15 protein-coding genes are annotated in these 14,874 nt (G+C 32.3%); 3 read left to right on the top strand and 12 right to left on the bottom strand.

Annotation, left to right across the window (positions count from 1 at the left end; genetic code table 11):
• Positions 1-49 precede the first annotated feature (49 nt).
• Entirely contained in the window at positions 50-913 is an 864-nt protein-coding gene (locus KA867_RS05105) for a hypothetical protein (protein ID WP_210137222.1), read from the top strand.
• Between the two features lie 243 nt (positions 914-1,156).
• Here the strand turns inward: KA867_RS05105 and nucI are convergent, their stop codons facing one another.
• Positions 1,157-1,687, bottom strand: a complete 531-nt coding sequence (nucI, locus tag KA867_RS05100; protein ID WP_210137221.1) for a thermonuclease NucI — start codon at positions 1,685-1,687, stop codon at positions 1,157-1,159.
• Between the two features lie 182 nt (positions 1,688-1,869).
• Here nucI and KA867_RS05095 point away from each other — a divergent pair, with 182 nt between their 5' ends.
• Positions 1,870-2,061: a LapA family protein gene (locus KA867_RS05095; RefSeq protein WP_210137220.1), complete on the top strand. Its 192-nt coding sequence runs from the start codon at positions 1,870-1,872 to the stop codon at positions 2,059-2,061.
• A gap of 101 nt (positions 2,062-2,162) precedes the next feature.
• Here the strand turns inward: KA867_RS05095 and KA867_RS05090 are convergent, their stop codons facing one another.
• The 6 genes from KA867_RS05090 to hflX form a co-directional block, all read right to left on the bottom strand.
• Entirely contained in the window at positions 2,163-2,711 is a 549-nt protein-coding gene (locus tag KA867_RS05090; RefSeq protein WP_210137219.1) for a GNAT family N-acetyltransferase, read from the bottom strand.
• Positions 2,712-2,844: 133 nt separating this feature from the next.
• On the bottom strand, positions 2,845-3,045 hold the full coding sequence (locus KA867_RS05085) for a hypothetical protein (RefSeq protein WP_107383958.1): 201 nt from the start codon (positions 3,043-3,045) through the stop codon (positions 2,845-2,847).
• 316 nt (positions 3,046-3,361) lie between these two features.
• Entirely contained in the window at positions 3,362-4,702 is a 1,341-nt protein-coding gene (glnA, locus tag KA867_RS05080) for a type I glutamate--ammonia ligase (protein WP_019468737.1), read from the bottom strand.
• Between the two features lie 21 nt (positions 4,703-4,723).
• Complete coding sequence (locus KA867_RS05075; RefSeq protein ID WP_181187463.1) at positions 4,724-5,092, bottom strand: MerR family transcriptional regulator; 369 nt, start codon at positions 5,090-5,092, stop codon at positions 4,724-4,726.
• A 247-nt stretch (positions 5,093-5,339) separates the two neighbouring features.
• The gene (locus tag KA867_RS05070) at positions 5,340-6,563 is read right to left on the bottom strand and encodes a methionine gamma-lyase family protein (protein ID WP_210137218.1); all 1,224 of its coding nucleotides are present in this window, start codon (positions 6,561-6,563) and stop codon (positions 5,340-5,342) included.
• Positions 6,564-6,577: 14 nt separating this feature from the next.
• Complete coding sequence (hflX, locus tag KA867_RS05065) at positions 6,578-7,810, bottom strand: GTPase HflX (protein ID WP_210137217.1); 1,233 nt, start codon at positions 7,808-7,810, stop codon at positions 6,578-6,580.
• 103 nt (positions 7,811-7,913) lie between these two features.
• On the opposite strand from hflX, the gene KA867_RS05060 reads away from it, so the two are divergent.
• The gene (locus KA867_RS05060; RefSeq protein ID WP_210137216.1) at positions 7,914-8,387 is read left to right on the top strand and encodes a glutathione peroxidase; all 474 of its coding nucleotides are present in this window, start codon (positions 7,914-7,916) and stop codon (positions 8,385-8,387) included.
• Positions 8,388-9,029: 642 nt separating this feature from the next.
• On the opposite strand, the gene hfq is transcribed toward KA867_RS05060, so the two are convergent.
• The 5 genes from hfq to glpK form a co-directional block, all read right to left on the bottom strand.
• Positions 9,030-9,248 carry an RNA chaperone Hfq gene (hfq, locus tag KA867_RS05055; protein ID WP_210137215.1) on the bottom strand — a complete coding sequence of 73 codons (219 nt, stop codon included), beginning with the start codon at positions 9,246-9,248 and terminating at the stop codon, positions 9,030-9,032.
• A gap of 1 nt (position 9,249) precedes the next feature.
• Positions 9,250-10,197 carry a tRNA (adenosine(37)-N6)-dimethylallyltransferase MiaA gene (gene miaA / locus KA867_RS05050; RefSeq protein WP_210137214.1) on the bottom strand — a complete coding sequence of 316 codons (948 nt, stop codon included), beginning with the start codon at positions 10,195-10,197 and terminating at the stop codon, positions 9,250-9,252.
• A gap of 15 nt (positions 10,198-10,212) precedes the next feature.
• Positions 10,213-11,154: an alpha/beta hydrolase gene (locus tag KA867_RS05045; protein ID WP_210137213.1), complete on the bottom strand. Its 942-nt coding sequence runs from the start codon at positions 11,152-11,154 to the stop codon at positions 10,213-10,215.
• Between the two features lie 315 nt (positions 11,155-11,469).
• The gene (locus tag KA867_RS05040) at positions 11,470-13,143 is read right to left on the bottom strand and encodes a glycerol-3-phosphate dehydrogenase/oxidase (protein ID WP_210137212.1); all 1,674 of its coding nucleotides are present in this window, start codon (positions 13,141-13,143) and stop codon (positions 11,470-11,472) included.
• Positions 13,144-13,290: 147 nt separating this feature from the next.
• Entirely contained in the window at positions 13,291-14,793 is a 1,503-nt protein-coding gene (glpK, locus tag KA867_RS05035) for a glycerol kinase GlpK (protein ID WP_019468728.1), read from the bottom strand.
• Positions 14,794-14,874: the final 81 nt, after the last annotated feature.

Genomic DNA, 14,874 nt, shown 5'->3' with positions numbered 1-14,874 from the left:
AAAGAGTAAAATATAGTTTATTAAAAATATTAAGATTAGGATGATACCAATGTTTTTCCCGATTATTTTAGCAATAATTATTGTAATACTATTATTAGTTATTATTATTGAAAGAAGAGTGATGAATCATAAGCTTGAGACTGAATCATATGCAAAAGATCAGTTAATAAATAAAATTAGTATCATTACGCGTGAAAACACATATTTAAAAAATCAAATGCTTGAAAAAAATGTCAATAATGATACACACCATCATGGATTAAGAAAAGCCAAACAGGATTTAAATGACATATTAAATCAATATCAAAGTGAAGGTTCAATTTCATTTTTTGATATTATAACAACTGGAAATTTAGCTGTTAAACATCCTTTGTTTGAATATGCTAGAGCTTTCGATTACATTGTTATTACCGAAAAAGGCTTATTTAATATTAATGTAAAAAACTGGAAGCAAAAAACATTTTACCACTTCACAGTTGACCCAACAAATGACACACAAAATAGTGGCGATGATACTGTAAATCAAACAGTTGGCCGTTATATTGCAAATCAATTCCATAGTCAATTCCAATCTACACGACCTACAACATACACATTTGTAGAGAGAATTAGAAATAATTCTATTATTTATGACTTTTATAATTATGATCCATATGAACAGTCTTCAAAAAATGCCAAAGCATTGGAAGATAGAATTGCAGACCAATTGCATCATAGAATTCAAAATATTGGTTTAGTTTACTTTACAGATGGCAGTGTAAATTTAATTGACGGACCTACAGAAAGACAAGATTTTGTAGAAACAGTTTCATCCAAGTCTTCTCTAAAAGAAGTAATTGGTGAAACGATTGGAGATGCGCAAGAATCATTAACTGAGTCGCAGTATAATGAACTACTTGCACATTTCCACTAATTAATTAAACAGTATTAAAAACTGCATTAACGATTTTATGACATGTCATCACTTATAATAATGATATAAGTTCAGAGATTACCAGCTCAGATTAAGTCAATCAAATACTCAGACAAACATGCATGGTCAAAATCGTAAGATGTAAATATAAAGGAGAGCTTAACCACTTTTGGATTAGCTCTCCTTTTTTGAGAATGGATATTTATGTATCGGTCATTTTTATGTTTTAATCATTTGAAATTTTTAACTCCAAATATTTTCGTTATTGCTTTTAGCTATCTGCTCTGCTTTTTCGAACTTTTCTCTATATTTACCATTTGGAGAAAAATATTTCTCTCTAGCCAATCCTTTTTCCACTAACAGTTCATTAAACATCGTATCTTTATCCAGCCAAACATATGCCAGTGTACGACCATAACGATCTTCTTTTTCTTTATCATATTCTAAAAAGACATCTTTATCGGTTAAATGTTCTTTTGAAAAGTCAGATGCTTCCTTACCATATGGTTGTACTGGCGTATTCGGTTTTACAGTTTCAGGCGTATCTACGCCTATCAATCTCACTTTAATTTGTTCATGTTGACTATTATTTGCTACTAATGTATCACCATCAACTACACGCACTACATGTACTTTCTCAGTTTCCTTTGTTCCATCATTATTATTTGTATCATTGGATGAAAATGGACCAGTTCCATTTATAAACTGAAATGCAAGTACGCCTAGTACAACTATACTTATAATTAATGTAGTCATTTTCTTTGTTGATTTCATTGTTGCACCCACTTTTTATGAATATACCAAATTATCATATAGAAAATTAAAGTTTACGTCAAGACGCTCATTTTAAATAAAAATTAATCTTTTGCATTAAATGAAACTTTAATTAGTCATTATTTTATTTTAACGTAATTAAGCAATCATGATATAATACATAGATGATAGGAGTGAACAGTTTGAGTATATTTAAGGAGAACATGATTACAGTTATTGCGATTGTTATAGCAATCATTATAGGCTTAATATTACAATATCAATTTCAATTTCCACCGCTTGTGTCTGCAGTTGTAGCAATATTTTTAGGCATTTTCATTGGATTTATTGTTTTTATTATTCAAGTTATTATAACTAAAAATAAGAAAAAATAGTGTCTTCTGCCGAGTGTTTAAATCGGCAGATTTTTATTTAAGTTAGCATAATATTATTATAGGAATATACTAATAAACATGTTTTTCTTTTAAAAATATACCTATAAAATCATACGATTCAATGTTTTTTCCAATAAAGTCCATGCTTCATGATCATATTCATTAGCATGAACTGGTCTGAATCCAAAATTTAGATACATATTGATTGCTTGGAAGCTTGTTGTTTGAGACGTTAAATATGCTCGATTATGATATGTGGCTAAAATTTTCATTGCTGCCGATAATAAAGGTTTAGATAATTGCTTTCCTTGATACTCCGGAATAATCGCAACCCAATGGATTCGTCCAGATGTTGTGCTATCTTTTGTTAAATGTCCGTACCAAGCAGTTGCAGTACCAATCACTTCTCCTTCAGGATTTTCAAGAAACAAACATCTTTGTTCCATTTCATTCATGTACGGTCCAAATTCAGTATTAAAATGTATCAATGCTTGATCCGTAGTATCAAATTCATTAACTTTCATTTCTAAATTTGCCCATTTTACTTCTTCTCCTATTTTAAAGTTACGAATTTTATATCCAACAGGTAATTCATATTGTGGAATACTTTCTAAATTTTCTCTTGTCATCTGTACTTTTAAATATTTCATTACATTCAACCTTTCATTCACAAATCAATTTTCATTAGAAAAAGGTTGAGACATGATGATAGTCTCAACCTCATATTGTGTATTTTGTAATTCCCTAAAACTTAGTGGTCATTACAATCAATAACATTTGTTCTTATTCTACTTCTTTTATAAATGTTAATATAGCATGAAATTCTTCTTCATTTGCTGAAAAAGCTCGCTCTTCTATTTCACGAACAGTTGAATTGAGTAATTGATAATTCGCTACTTCTTCATCTTTTAAATATGCATTTATGCTACTTTCCAATTCTTTTAAGGAACCTGCTTTTAATGTACTTAATTTTACTTCTTGCATTTAACTACAACCCCTTTTAAATTAGTTTAAATCATTTCAATAAGATTAAAAATTATTTTTCCTTTAACTTAAAAACCTATTAATATAATACACCATATTAAAAAATCTAACCTTATTTTCAAAAATTATATCACTTCCTACAAATTTTACATAACTTTTTCACTTTCTATTAGTTAAACATAGGCTGAATCGATCCTAATTTGCACCCAAAAAGTTCTAATAAATACGAGTGGGTGCAAAAAAGCAACCCGAATCACTTACGAATAAGTGACCCGAATTGCTTATATACCTAGTGTTTGCCCCTTTTGCTTAGCACCTAGTATTGTTTTAAGTATTGTTCTCTTTCCCATTCAGAAACTTGAGTTCTATAGTAATCCCATTCAATTGATTTAGAGTTTATAAATTGATTATAAATGTGATTACCTAAAGCTTCTTTAATAGAATCGTTATCTTTCATTGCTTTGATAGCTGTATATAATGTTGACGGTAAATCTTGAATACCAACCGCTTCACGTTCTTCACGATTCATTTCATATATATTTTGATTTACTGGTTCAGGTACTTCTAATTTATTTTCAATACCGTCTAAGCCCGCTTGTAAAATAGCTGCTAATGCTAAGTAAGGATTGGCTGCTGGATCTACTGAACGAACTTCTACACGCGTTGATAAACCACGTGAAGTTGGTACACGGATTAATGGTGAACGGTTTTTACCACTCCAAGCAATATAGCATGGCGCTTCATAACCTGGAACTAAACGTTTATAAGAATTTACTAATGGGTTACATACACCAGTTAAGCCACGTGCATTTTTCAGAATTCCCGCGATAAAATGATAAGCATCTTTAGTCATTTCCATATCGCCTTCTGGATCGTAAAAGGCATTTTCTTTACCTTTGAAAAGAGACATATTGAAGTGCATGCCGCTTCCGTTCACACCAAATAATGGTTTAGGCATAAATGTTGCATGAAGATTGTGTTGACGTGCGATTGTTTTAACAACTAATTTAAATGTCTGGATATTATCACACGCAGTGATAGCATCTGCATATTTAAAATCAATTTCATGTTGGCCTGGTGCCACTTCATGGTGACTTGCTTCAATATCAAAGCCCATATCCTCTAATTCTAAAACAATATCGCGACGACAATTTTCCCCTAAATCTGTTGGTGCAAGGTCAAAGTAACCACCATTATCATTTAATTCTAATGTTGGTTCACCCTTTTCATCTAATTTAAACAAGAAGAATTCAGGTTCTGGCCCTAAATTAAGTTCACTAAATCCTAAATCTTGCATGTTTTTCAATACACGTTTTAAGTTTGCGCGTGGGTCACCTTCAAACGGTGTGCCATCTGTTTTATAAACATCACAGATTAGACGAGCTACTTTACCTTGACCAGCTGTCCATGGGAAAATAACCCATGTATCTAAATCTGGATATAAATACATGTCTGATTCTTCAATACGTACGAAACCTTCAATTGAAGATCCGTCAAACATCATTTCGTTATCTAAAACTTTTTCTAATTGGCTTACCGGTACTTCTACGTTTTTAATTACACCTAAAATATCAGTAAATTGTAAACGTAGGTATCTGACATTTTCTTCCTTAGCGAACTTGTGTATGTCTTCCTTTGTAAATGTACGTTTTGCCATTATAAATGTCCCCCATTAATTTTATTTGATAAATCGAGATAAATCTCCACGATTTATCGGAATCGCTTCTCGTTGTGGTTTCTGTGTAGCATCAACAATCATTTGTTTTCTCGTTTCTTGTTCAACATCAGAAAGGTGTTCTTGTTCGTCATTTAAAATCTGTTTAATACCTTTTAAATTAAAACCTTTTTCTATTAATCTTTTTATCTCTAAAAGGCGTTCCAAATCGTTTAACGAAAAAAGTCGTTTATTTCCTTCTGATCTATGTGGTTTAATCAGTTCATGTGTCTCATAATAGCGAACTTGTCTAGCAGTTAATTCACTTAATTTCGTAACAACACTCATAGAGAAGACCGGCATGCTTCGTCGTATCGTATCTTTTGACTCCAATCCAATCACCTCTATTTTTGAACTTGTATTTAATTTAGCATAATTACTGAAGTAATTCAAAAATATGTCAGGTTTTCTAACATATACTTCAAACTATTGATTTTACTAGTTTTATAACAGTTTTATTCAATTTAATCGCTGAATTTTCCGAAATTTTTTAATTTAATTAAAAAAGCCACATATACATTACAATTTGCTATTTGATATAGCAATAAATGCAATTCAATGTGGCATCTCTTTCAGGTTATTAAAATAACTTTTCAACAGCTCTTGTTACTGCTAACTTAATGTGTTCATACGTTAAGCCGCCTTGTATATATGCTTCATATGGAGGTCTAATTGGACCATCCGCTGATAATTCAATTGAAGAACCTTGAATAAAAGTTCCGGCAGCCATAATGACATCATCTTCATAGCCTGGCATATAAGATGGTTCAGGACTAAAATGTGCGTTAATTGGGGAAGCTGCTTGAATACTTTGACAAAATTGAATCATCTGTTCTTTTGTATCAAAAGTGACCGTTTGAATCAAATCTGTTCTAGGCACATCAAATCTTGGTGAGGTCTGCATATTCATTTTTTCTAATAATAAACTCGTAAATAATGCACCTTTCAAACTCTGACTAACCACATGAGGCGCTAAGAAAAACCCTTGGTACATTTCTTGCAATGAATACAGAGAGGCACCGGCTTCTTTACCAATTCCTGGCGCAGTTAAACGGTATCCACATCTTTCTATCAATGTTTCATTACCTACGATATAACCACCAATTTTAGCTAAACCGCCACCTGGGTTTTTAATTAATGAACCTGCCATTAAATCAGCGCCACATTCTATAGGTTCACGTTCTTCAACAAATTCACCATAACAATTATCTACAAAAATGATGATTTCAGGGTATTGGGCCTTTATTTGTTGAATCGCATTTTCTATGTTTGTTAAATCTATGGATGGCCGTTGATCATAACCTTTCGAACGCTGTATAGCAATCACCTTAGTTTGCGTTGATATTTTAGTTAATACTTTATCAATATCAATTTCACCATGCTTTAAGTCAACCTTATTATATAGTATCCCGTGTTCTTTTAAACTTTCTATGCCATTACCATTGATACCTATCACTTCTAATAACGTATCGTAAGGATCACCAGTGATATATAATAACTCATCCCCATATTTCAAAGTACTTTGTAATGCAATCGTGATCGCATGTGTGCCAGAAATAATTTGCGGACGTACTAATGCGTCTTCTGCCTTAAATGCATGTGCATAAACCGCTTCTAAATGATCTCGACCTATATCATCATAACCATAACCCGTTGTTCCCAGTAAGTCACTTTCAGCTACTTTAACAGCATGGAATGCATCTAACACTTTTTCTTGATTGATATAAGCGATTTCTTCTATTTTTTTAAAATATGGTTCTAGTTTTGCTTCTGTTTCAGCTATTAATTGTTTCGTATTTTTCATCGTAATTCTTCTTCCTATTCTTTTTTAAAACCTTTTACAGTATATGTTGCATCTGTTTCATTAAATTTAATTTCAGTGACAAGTGTATGCTGTTTTAAAAAATATAATCTATCTGCATCAGCACTTGGTACTTTTTCTTCATAAATAGTTAAAGCTAATTTTACTTGCTCGATAAGTAATTGCTTCACTTTTTCTTCATCTGCTTCATTTTTACTTGAAACAAATATTGATGGTAAATTAGTAGTCGGGACAGTACCTTCATGTAAATCTTTTTTATTAAAAATAATAGCTTGTGGAATATGCCCCATGTCTAAATCACCTATGATTTGGTTAACTGTATCATACTGAACACGGTATTCAGGATGACTCGCATCTACGACATGTAACAACAAATCTGCACCTTTTGCTTCTTCTAAAGTCGATTTAAACGCAGCGATAAGTGTAGTTGGTAGTTTTTGAATAAAACCAACTGTATCAGATATGATTAAATTAAATCCATCATTAATTTGAATTTGTCTTGTCTTAGGATCTAGCGTAGCAAAAAGCAAATTCTTCTCATAGGTAGCTTCATTAGCTAATGCATTAAACCAAGATGATTTACCTGCGTTTGTATAACCAATTAGCGCTACTTGAAACACATTATTTTTCTCACGTTTATTACGATAACGCTCGCGATGTTCAACTACTGTTTCTAATTGATGTTTGATTTCATTCATGCGTGTTCTAATATGACGACGGTCCATTTCTAATTTAGTTTCACCAGGACCTCTGGTTCCAATGCCTCCGCCTAATCTTGATAAACTACGCCCATGTCCTTGGAGTCTTGGTAATAAGTAATCTAATTGCGCTAATTCTACTTGTAACTTACCTTCTTTACTTCGTGCTCGAAGTGCAAAAATTTCTAAAATCAGTTGCGTTCTATCGATAATTTTAACATTCAAATTACCATTTAATGTTTTTGACTGTGCCGTTGTCAATTCATCATTAGCAACTACTACATCTATTTCATTCATTTCTACGTATGCTTTAATTTCTTCTAACTTACCTTTTCCAACGTAGTATTTATTATCAAAATGCTGTCTGTTCTGAGTAAATTCAGCTTGTACATTTAATTGGCATGTTTCAGACAATGAAGCTAATTCTTCCATTGTTGATTCAAAATCAAACACTTCATCGGTTTGAGCTTGTACTCCAACTAAAATTGCTGATTCTAATTTCTTTTTAGTCGTATGTGTTTGTTGGCTCATAACATGCACCTCTTTCAAAGTTTTCTTTGCTATTTTATCATAGTGTTTATATAAAGACTATCTTCTCAAATTATGTTAAATTATTAATAAGAGGTGACGCTATATGACTATATACGATATAGAAGTTCAAAAATCAAATGGTGAAACATACAAATTAGAAGAATATAAAAACAAAGTGTTGCTAATTGTTAATACTGCTAGTGAATGTGGCTTCACACCACAATTTGAAGGATTACAACATTTATACGACGACTATAAAGATCAAGGATTTGTTGTACTAGGTTTTCCTTGTAATCAATTTGGAGGTCAAGAACCAGGCACTGGTGAAGAAGCTACGCAAAACTGTAAAATTAACTATGGCGTGTCTTTCCCAATGCACGAAAAGATTGATGTCAAAGGAGAAAATCAACACCCATTATACCAATTCCTAACAGAACAACAAAATGGATTTTTCAATGAAAAAATCAAATGGAATTTCACTAAATTTTTAATTGATAGAGAAGGTAAAGTAACCAATCGTTACGCACCACAAAAAAAACCAAGTCAAATTGAAGCAGATATTGAAGCGCTATTATAAATAAAATAATAATACAATAAGAAAGCTATAATTGATAATTTATATCAAAATGTAGCTTCAGAACGTAGACAAACTTTGCGCAAATTAATGCGTAGGGTTTGTCTATTTTTATTTATATCGTTATTTTTGACAGCTATTTTGAGTATTTTCTAAAGTATTTGTTCAATAATTCTGTATCATGAAAAAGACTTGTATAATTTTTACTAAAATAACTGGATCTATTGATGATTTACCATTATCAAGACAATATTTGTCTTAGACAAGTTCATATACATAATTTAAATCTAACATCGCATCGACTCTACGTAATCAATAATTATTAAGGACTAATTCAGAGAGAGAAATCATTTCATATTGAGCACTTTTATCAATTGATTTATTCATCATAATAAACACCACTATTGCTTAATTTACATATATTATAATATTTTAGTGTAATATTGGCAGTGATGTATGCCGACTCCTGCGGGAATAGCACTAGTCGAAGACTACAGGCTAAGGCAGTGCCCGCGGAAAGCGTACATAAAAAAAACTGCCAATAAAGTCAGAGACTTTGTCGACAGTCTGAAGCTACACTTGATAATTTATATCAAAGTGTAGCTTTTTTTCATTTAAAGTATGCAAAAATAAATTGTTTTAATATTATGCTTCTTCTACTGCATCATCAAGTGTGAATGTACTGATAGCATGCTTATAAATAAGATGTTGCTTTCCTTGTGTTAATAAACAAACTAAATTGTCATCATAATCTTCAATAATGCCCTTCATTTGAAAACCGTTTACTAAAAATACGATAACTTTCGTTTGATCAGGCTTAAATTGTCCTAGGAATTTATCTTGGATGTTTTCTGTTGTATTCATGTTATGTTCTCCTTTTCTTTATTTGGACTGAAACTTCATCTAACATCAATGAAAGTGACATTTTCTCTCTATCTAACCATACTACGTCGAGCTTGTTTTTGAACCAAGTCATTTGTCTTTTAGCATAATTTCTAGAATGCTTTTTCAATTTATTTGTTGCTTCGGCTAGACTAGCCTCATTTTTAATTACAGGTAACATCTCTTTATATCCGATAGCTTGCATACTTTGACAAGTTTCAAAACCATCTTCAACGAGTTGTTTCACTTCATTTAGTAATCCGCGTTCCAACATTATATCTACACGTTTATTAATTCTTTGATATAAAGTTTCGCGTGACATTTCTATCCCTATTAATAATGTATCATAATTTTCTGTATATTGTTGGTTTTTCTTGCGTGAACTTAAAAGTTTTTTTGTTTTTAAATAATATTCAATGGCTCTTCGAACTCTTTTTCGGTTATTTGGGTGTATATTATCAGCTGAAACCTTATCTATAGACGATAAATAATCATGCAACGCTTCATTTGTTAATGAATCTAGTTCGTTTAGTGTCTGGTCGACTTTAATTTGTTGTGCCTCAGATATCGTTTCATCCTCGAAGGCATAATTATAGATTAATGATTGGATATACAGACCTGTGCCACCAACTATGATAGGCACATGATTTCTATCCGTGATTTCATTAATTAAATTTTGAGCTCTATTTTTAAAATCATATGCAGAAAAAGTTTCATCAGGTTCCAAAATATCTATCATATGATGAGGTATATTAGCCATCTCTTCTTGCTTTATTTTTGCTGTTCCAATATCCATATACTTATATACTTGTATGGAATCTCCACTAATTATTTCACCATTAAATTTTTTTGCCAATTCAATGCTTAATTCTGTTTTACCAACAGCTGTTGGACCAACTAATGCAATGATGAATGGTTTATCACTTTGCACTTATATCAACTCTCTCTATGCTTTATCTGCTCTGTTATATTTTTTTAAAATTTGTCTTTCTATCCAATCGTACATATGTTGCCATGTAGTCGTTGCATCTTTTTCAAATAACACTTCATGTCTTTTATTTTTGTATAAATGTACTGTGATATGTTGAATATTACCTTTTTTATATAATTTCCCTAAATGTCTAATCCCTTTGCCATAATTACCTATCGCATCATCTTTTCCAGAAATAAGTAAAATGGGTATGTCTGATTTCATTTTTTTTATATTTTTTAATTTACTTGTCTGTAACATATATTTTACTGTTTCAAAAATCAATTGATTTGAAACTAAAAATCCAGTATAAGGATCTTTTTCAAATTTTTCTACTTCTTGCTCATCACTGGATAACCAATCATTTTTCGATTTATTATTTTTTATATTTTTATTAAAGGTTTTATACATTATTTGGTTTAACCATTTTAAACGCCGTCTTTTTCCAGTGATTAAAGTGATAAGTTTTAAAACTATTTGTACGAGTTTCCCTAGATATTTAGGGTACTGCATTGTTCCTGATAAAATCATACCTTGTGCAACATCAGAATATTTTTGTGTGAAAATTCTAGCGATAATAGAACCCATAGAATGTCCTAATATAATATATGGCGTGTGCACAGAATCAGAATACAACGTCTGTGCAATTTCAAAAGTATCATCAGCTACTTGTTCCATACTATCAATGTGCCCGCGTTCGTATGATTCTATATCTTTACCATGCCCTCTATGGTTGTGTCGCAGTACGTCATATCCTTGTTGATTTAATGATTCAACAAGCGCATCATATCTATCCATATGTTCCGCCATGCCATGAAGTAAGTGAATAACACCAATCGTATCTTTTTTTGCCTTATTCAATTTCACTTCTAAAGTTGTCCCATCTGCAACAGTGATTTTAAACTCATTTCCACTCATGTTTTACCCCCAAACCACGTTTCGTTTCATTCATCATACATTATACAATATACCTTCAAAATACACTGTTTTCAAATACAATGCTATTAAGCTTTATTACATTTTACAACGCTATTATTAGTAAAATAAATGCATTATATATTTAAAGCTTACTAAAAAACTCTGTGTCACTTTATACATCTCAGATATAAAAACCCCCTCCAAAGCTTACATTTTTTAATGTCTACTTTGAAGGGGAGAAATTATTATTCATAGTTGGAATCCACTAACCCATATACATGAGCATTCAATGATAGATTCGTACAACATTCAAATTTATTCTTTAACTGCAGGTTGGTTATTACCCGTTTGTGCTTCATCAATTGCTATTTGAAGTTCTTTTGTAAACAAGTCTTTTTGAACATCTGTATAGCCAAGTAATTCAGCCATTACATTAATCACTTGATCTTTATAATTTAGAACATCATCTATTTTGAAATAAAGTTTACCCGTACGACGAATAAAGAAATCTGTTGGACGATGAACCATTTCATTTTGAATAGAATAAATCAATTCTGTATAAATATCTAATGGTAAACCAGACTCTTGATATTGTGCTGTTTGAGCAATTTTGAACAATTCTTCTACATTCGAACCATATTTCGTTGCAAAATGACGTGCTGTTGCATCATCTATTTGATAAGCTTTGGCATCTTCAACTTTTTTATCAATAAAGTTATCAAAGTTTGCACTACCACCAACATCTCCACCAGAAATTGGTAAGTGTTTTGTAGCACATTTATCAAATTTTAAACCGTACTCTGATTTTAAGCGTTTAGATAATAAGTCCACAATTTCTAATGCCATATGACGATAACCAGTTAATTTACCACCAGCAATCGTGAGCAAACCAGACTTACCTTCCCACACTTCATCTTTACGTGAAATTTCTGAAGGATCCTTACCTTCTTCTAAAATCAGTGGTCTCACGCCAGCCCATGATGATTCAATGTCTTCATCTGCTACATTTACATCTGGGAACATATAGTTGATTGCGTCGATTAAATAATCTCTATCTTCTTGTGTTGCTAATGGTGACGTTTTATCATTATCGTAAAACGTATCTGTTGTACCTACATATGCTTTGCCTTCACGAGGAATCGCAAAAATCATACGTCCATCTTTTTCAGTATCAAAATATACTGCTTGTCCTAATGGGAATTTCGATTGATCTATAACAATATGAACACCTTTTGTTAAGCGCAATTGTTTGTTATTACGTGCATAATCGCCACTGCGCACTTCGTCTACCCATGGTCCACTCGCATTGATTACTTTTTTAGCCTTAATTGGGTAAGTTTCGCCAGTAATTTGGTCTTCAGCTTGGATACCATTTACCTTTTCATTTGAATCATATGTGAAATGTACTGATTTCGTATGGTTAATTACTGTTGCGCCTTTTTCAGCTGCACGTTTCATAACTTCAATTGTTAAACGCGCATCGTCAGTACGATATTCAACGTAAGATCCGCCGCCTTTTAAGCCTGATTTTTTAACAAGTGGCTCTTTTGCTAACGTTTCTTTAGCATTTAACATTGTTTTACGTTCTGATTTTTTTACGCCTGCTAGTCTGTCATACATTGTTAAACCAATAGCTGTGGTGAATTTACCCATTGAACCACCTTTATGCATTGGCAATAGCATACGCTCTGGTGTCGTTACATGAGGCCCATTTTCATATACAATTGCACGCTCACGACCAGTTTCTGCTACGACGCCCACCTGCAATTGTTTCAAGTAACGTAAACCACCATGAACTAATTTTGTTGAACGTGAACTTGTACCTTGTGCAAAGTCTTGCATTTCTACTAACGCGACTTTCATACCTCTTTGTGTTGCATCTAATGCAATACCTGCACCAGTAATACCTCCACCAATAATGACAACATCAAAAGTATCATTTTTTAAATCTTTTTTAATTTGTTCTCTTTTCAAAGTTGATAAACTCATAAAATCTAGCGCCTCCTAGTAGTAATAAAAAAAGAGAGACCTATCCCATACATATATAATTGTACGAACAGTGTCTCTCAATTCTCATCTCGATAATATTAACTTACCATTATTATAGCACAAGAAACTTAGATAAGTCTAATTCTTTTATTCATCGTCTAACTTAAAGACTTGCGTTGCTTCTACAGCTTTTTTCCAGCCTTTGTATAATTTGTTTCTTTCTTTTTCTTCCATATCTGGATTAAATTCTTTTTCTAGTTTCCAACGGTTAGCAATTTCATCTTTATTATCCCAGAAACCTACAGCTAAACCAGCTAAATAAGCAGCTCCTAAAGCTGTTGTTTCATTAATTTCTGGACGTTCAACGCTCACATTTAATAAATCAGATTGGAATTGCATAATAAAGTTATTTTTAACAGCACCACCATCAACACGCAGGTTATTCACTGTAATATCAGAATCTTTTTCCATTGCTTCAAGTACATCACGCGTTTGGTAACACAGTGACTCTAATGTAGCACGGATAAAGTGTTCTTTTTCAGTACCACGCGTTAAACCAAAGATTGCTCCACGTGCATCTGCATCCCAATATGGTGTTCCTAAGCCTACGAATGCAGGCACAACGTAAACACCTTCTGTAGATTCTACACGTTCTGCGTAATTTTCTGATTGTGGTGCAGAATTAATCATTCTTAATCCATCTCGTAGCCATTGAATAGCAGAACCTGAAACAAAGATAGAACCTTCAAGTGCATAATTAACTTTTCCATCTAACCCATAAGCGATGGTTGTTAACAAACCACTTTTAGATGCTACAGCTTCTTCACCTGTATTCATCAGCATAAAGCCACCTGTACCGTAAGTGTTTTTTACATCTCCGCGTTCAAAACAAGCTTGACCAAATAATGCTGCTTGTTGGTCACCTGCAATACCAGCAATTGGTACTTCTTGTCCAAAGAAATGATAATCAATGGTATTTGCATAAACTTCACTAGATTCTTTAACTTCAGGTAACATAGTGTTTGGAATTTCTAATATATCCAATAATTCTTGATCCCATTCTAAATCATGGATATTATAAATCAATGTACGACTGGCATTTGTATAGTCTGTAATATGTGCTTTGCCACCAGATAATTTCCACACTAACCATGAATCAATGGTACCGAATAATAAATCTCCATTATCAGCTTTTTCTCTTGCACCTTCTACATTATCAAGAATCCATTTAACTTTTGTCCCAGCGAAATACGGATCTAATAAGAGACCTGTTTTTTCTCTGAATTTATCTTCTAAGCCTTGTTCTTTTAATTCTTGGCAGATGCCTTGTGTTTGACGTGATTGCCAAACAATTGCATGATATACCGGTCTTGATGTTTTCTTATCCCACACTACCGTAGTTTCACGTTGGTTTGTAATACCAATACCAGCAATTTGATCTGCACCAACGTTTTCTTCATTTAAAACTTCAGCCATAACAGCTAAAACAGATGTCCAAATTTCATTAGCATCATGCTCTACCCAGCCTGATTTTGGAAAATATTGTTTGAATTCACGTTGTGCAACACCTTTGATTTTTCCGTCTTGATCAAAAAGAATTGCTCTAGAACTCGTAGTGCCTTGGTCGATTGACAAAATATATTTTTCCATAATTATTAGCTCCCTCTTCTAATGTTCATCACGAATTACATATGTAATTCACATTGATATACATACTTTTCTGTACCCTTT

The organism is Staphylococcus sp. GDH8C109P, from assembly GCF_017893405.1.
GTDB classification, from domain to species: domain Bacteria; phylum Bacillota; class Bacilli; order Staphylococcales; family Staphylococcaceae; genus Staphylococcus; species Staphylococcus cohnii.
Note: the sequence above shows the minus strand (reverse complement) of the source record. Positions and strands in the feature narration are given on the sequence as shown.

What these genes read in the sequence shown, in the direction of transcription:
- KA867_RS05105 (WP_210137222.1), top strand. Translation starts at nt 50, where the DNA reads ATGTTTTTCCCGATTATTTTAGCAATAATTATTGTAATACTATTATTA.
- nucI (WP_210137221.1), bottom strand. Translation starts at nt 1,687, where the DNA reads ATGAAATCAACAAAGAAAATGACTACATTAATTATAAGTATAGTTGTA.
- KA867_RS05090 (WP_210137219.1), bottom strand. Translation starts at nt 2,711, where the DNA reads ATGAAATATTTAAAAGTACAGATGACAAGAGAAAATTTAGAAAGTATT.
- KA867_RS05085 (WP_107383958.1), bottom strand. Translation starts at nt 3,045, where the DNA reads ATGCAAGAAGTAAAATTAAGTACATTAAAAGCAGGTTCCTTAAAAGAA.
- glnA (WP_019468737.1), bottom strand. Translation starts at nt 4,702, where the DNA reads ATGGCAAAACGTACATTTACAAAGGAAGACATACACAAGTTCGCTAAG.
- KA867_RS05070 (WP_210137218.1), bottom strand. Translation starts at nt 6,563, where the DNA reads ATGAAAAATACGAAACAATTAATAGCTGAAACAGAAGCAAAACTAGAA.
- hflX (WP_210137217.1), bottom strand. Translation starts at nt 7,810, where the DNA reads ATGAGCCAACAAACACATACGACTAAAAAGAAATTAGAATCAGCAATT.
- KA867_RS05060 (WP_210137216.1), top strand. Translation starts at nt 7,914, where the DNA reads ATGACTATATACGATATAGAAGTTCAAAAATCAAATGGTGAAACATAC.
- hfq (WP_210137215.1), bottom strand. Translation starts at nt 9,248, where the DNA reads ATGAATACAACAGAAAACATCCAAGATAAATTCCTAGGACAATTTAAG.
- KA867_RS05045 (WP_210137213.1), bottom strand. Translation starts at nt 11,154, where the DNA reads ATGAGTGGAAATGAGTTTAAAATCACTGTTGCAGATGGGACAACTTTA.
- KA867_RS05040 (WP_210137212.1), bottom strand. Translation starts at nt 13,143, where the DNA reads ATGAGTTTATCAACTTTGAAAAGAGAACAAATTAAAAAAGATTTAAAA.
- glpK (WP_019468728.1), bottom strand. Translation starts at nt 14,793, where the DNA reads ATGGAAAAATATATTTTGTCAATCGACCAAGGCACTACGAGTTCTAGA.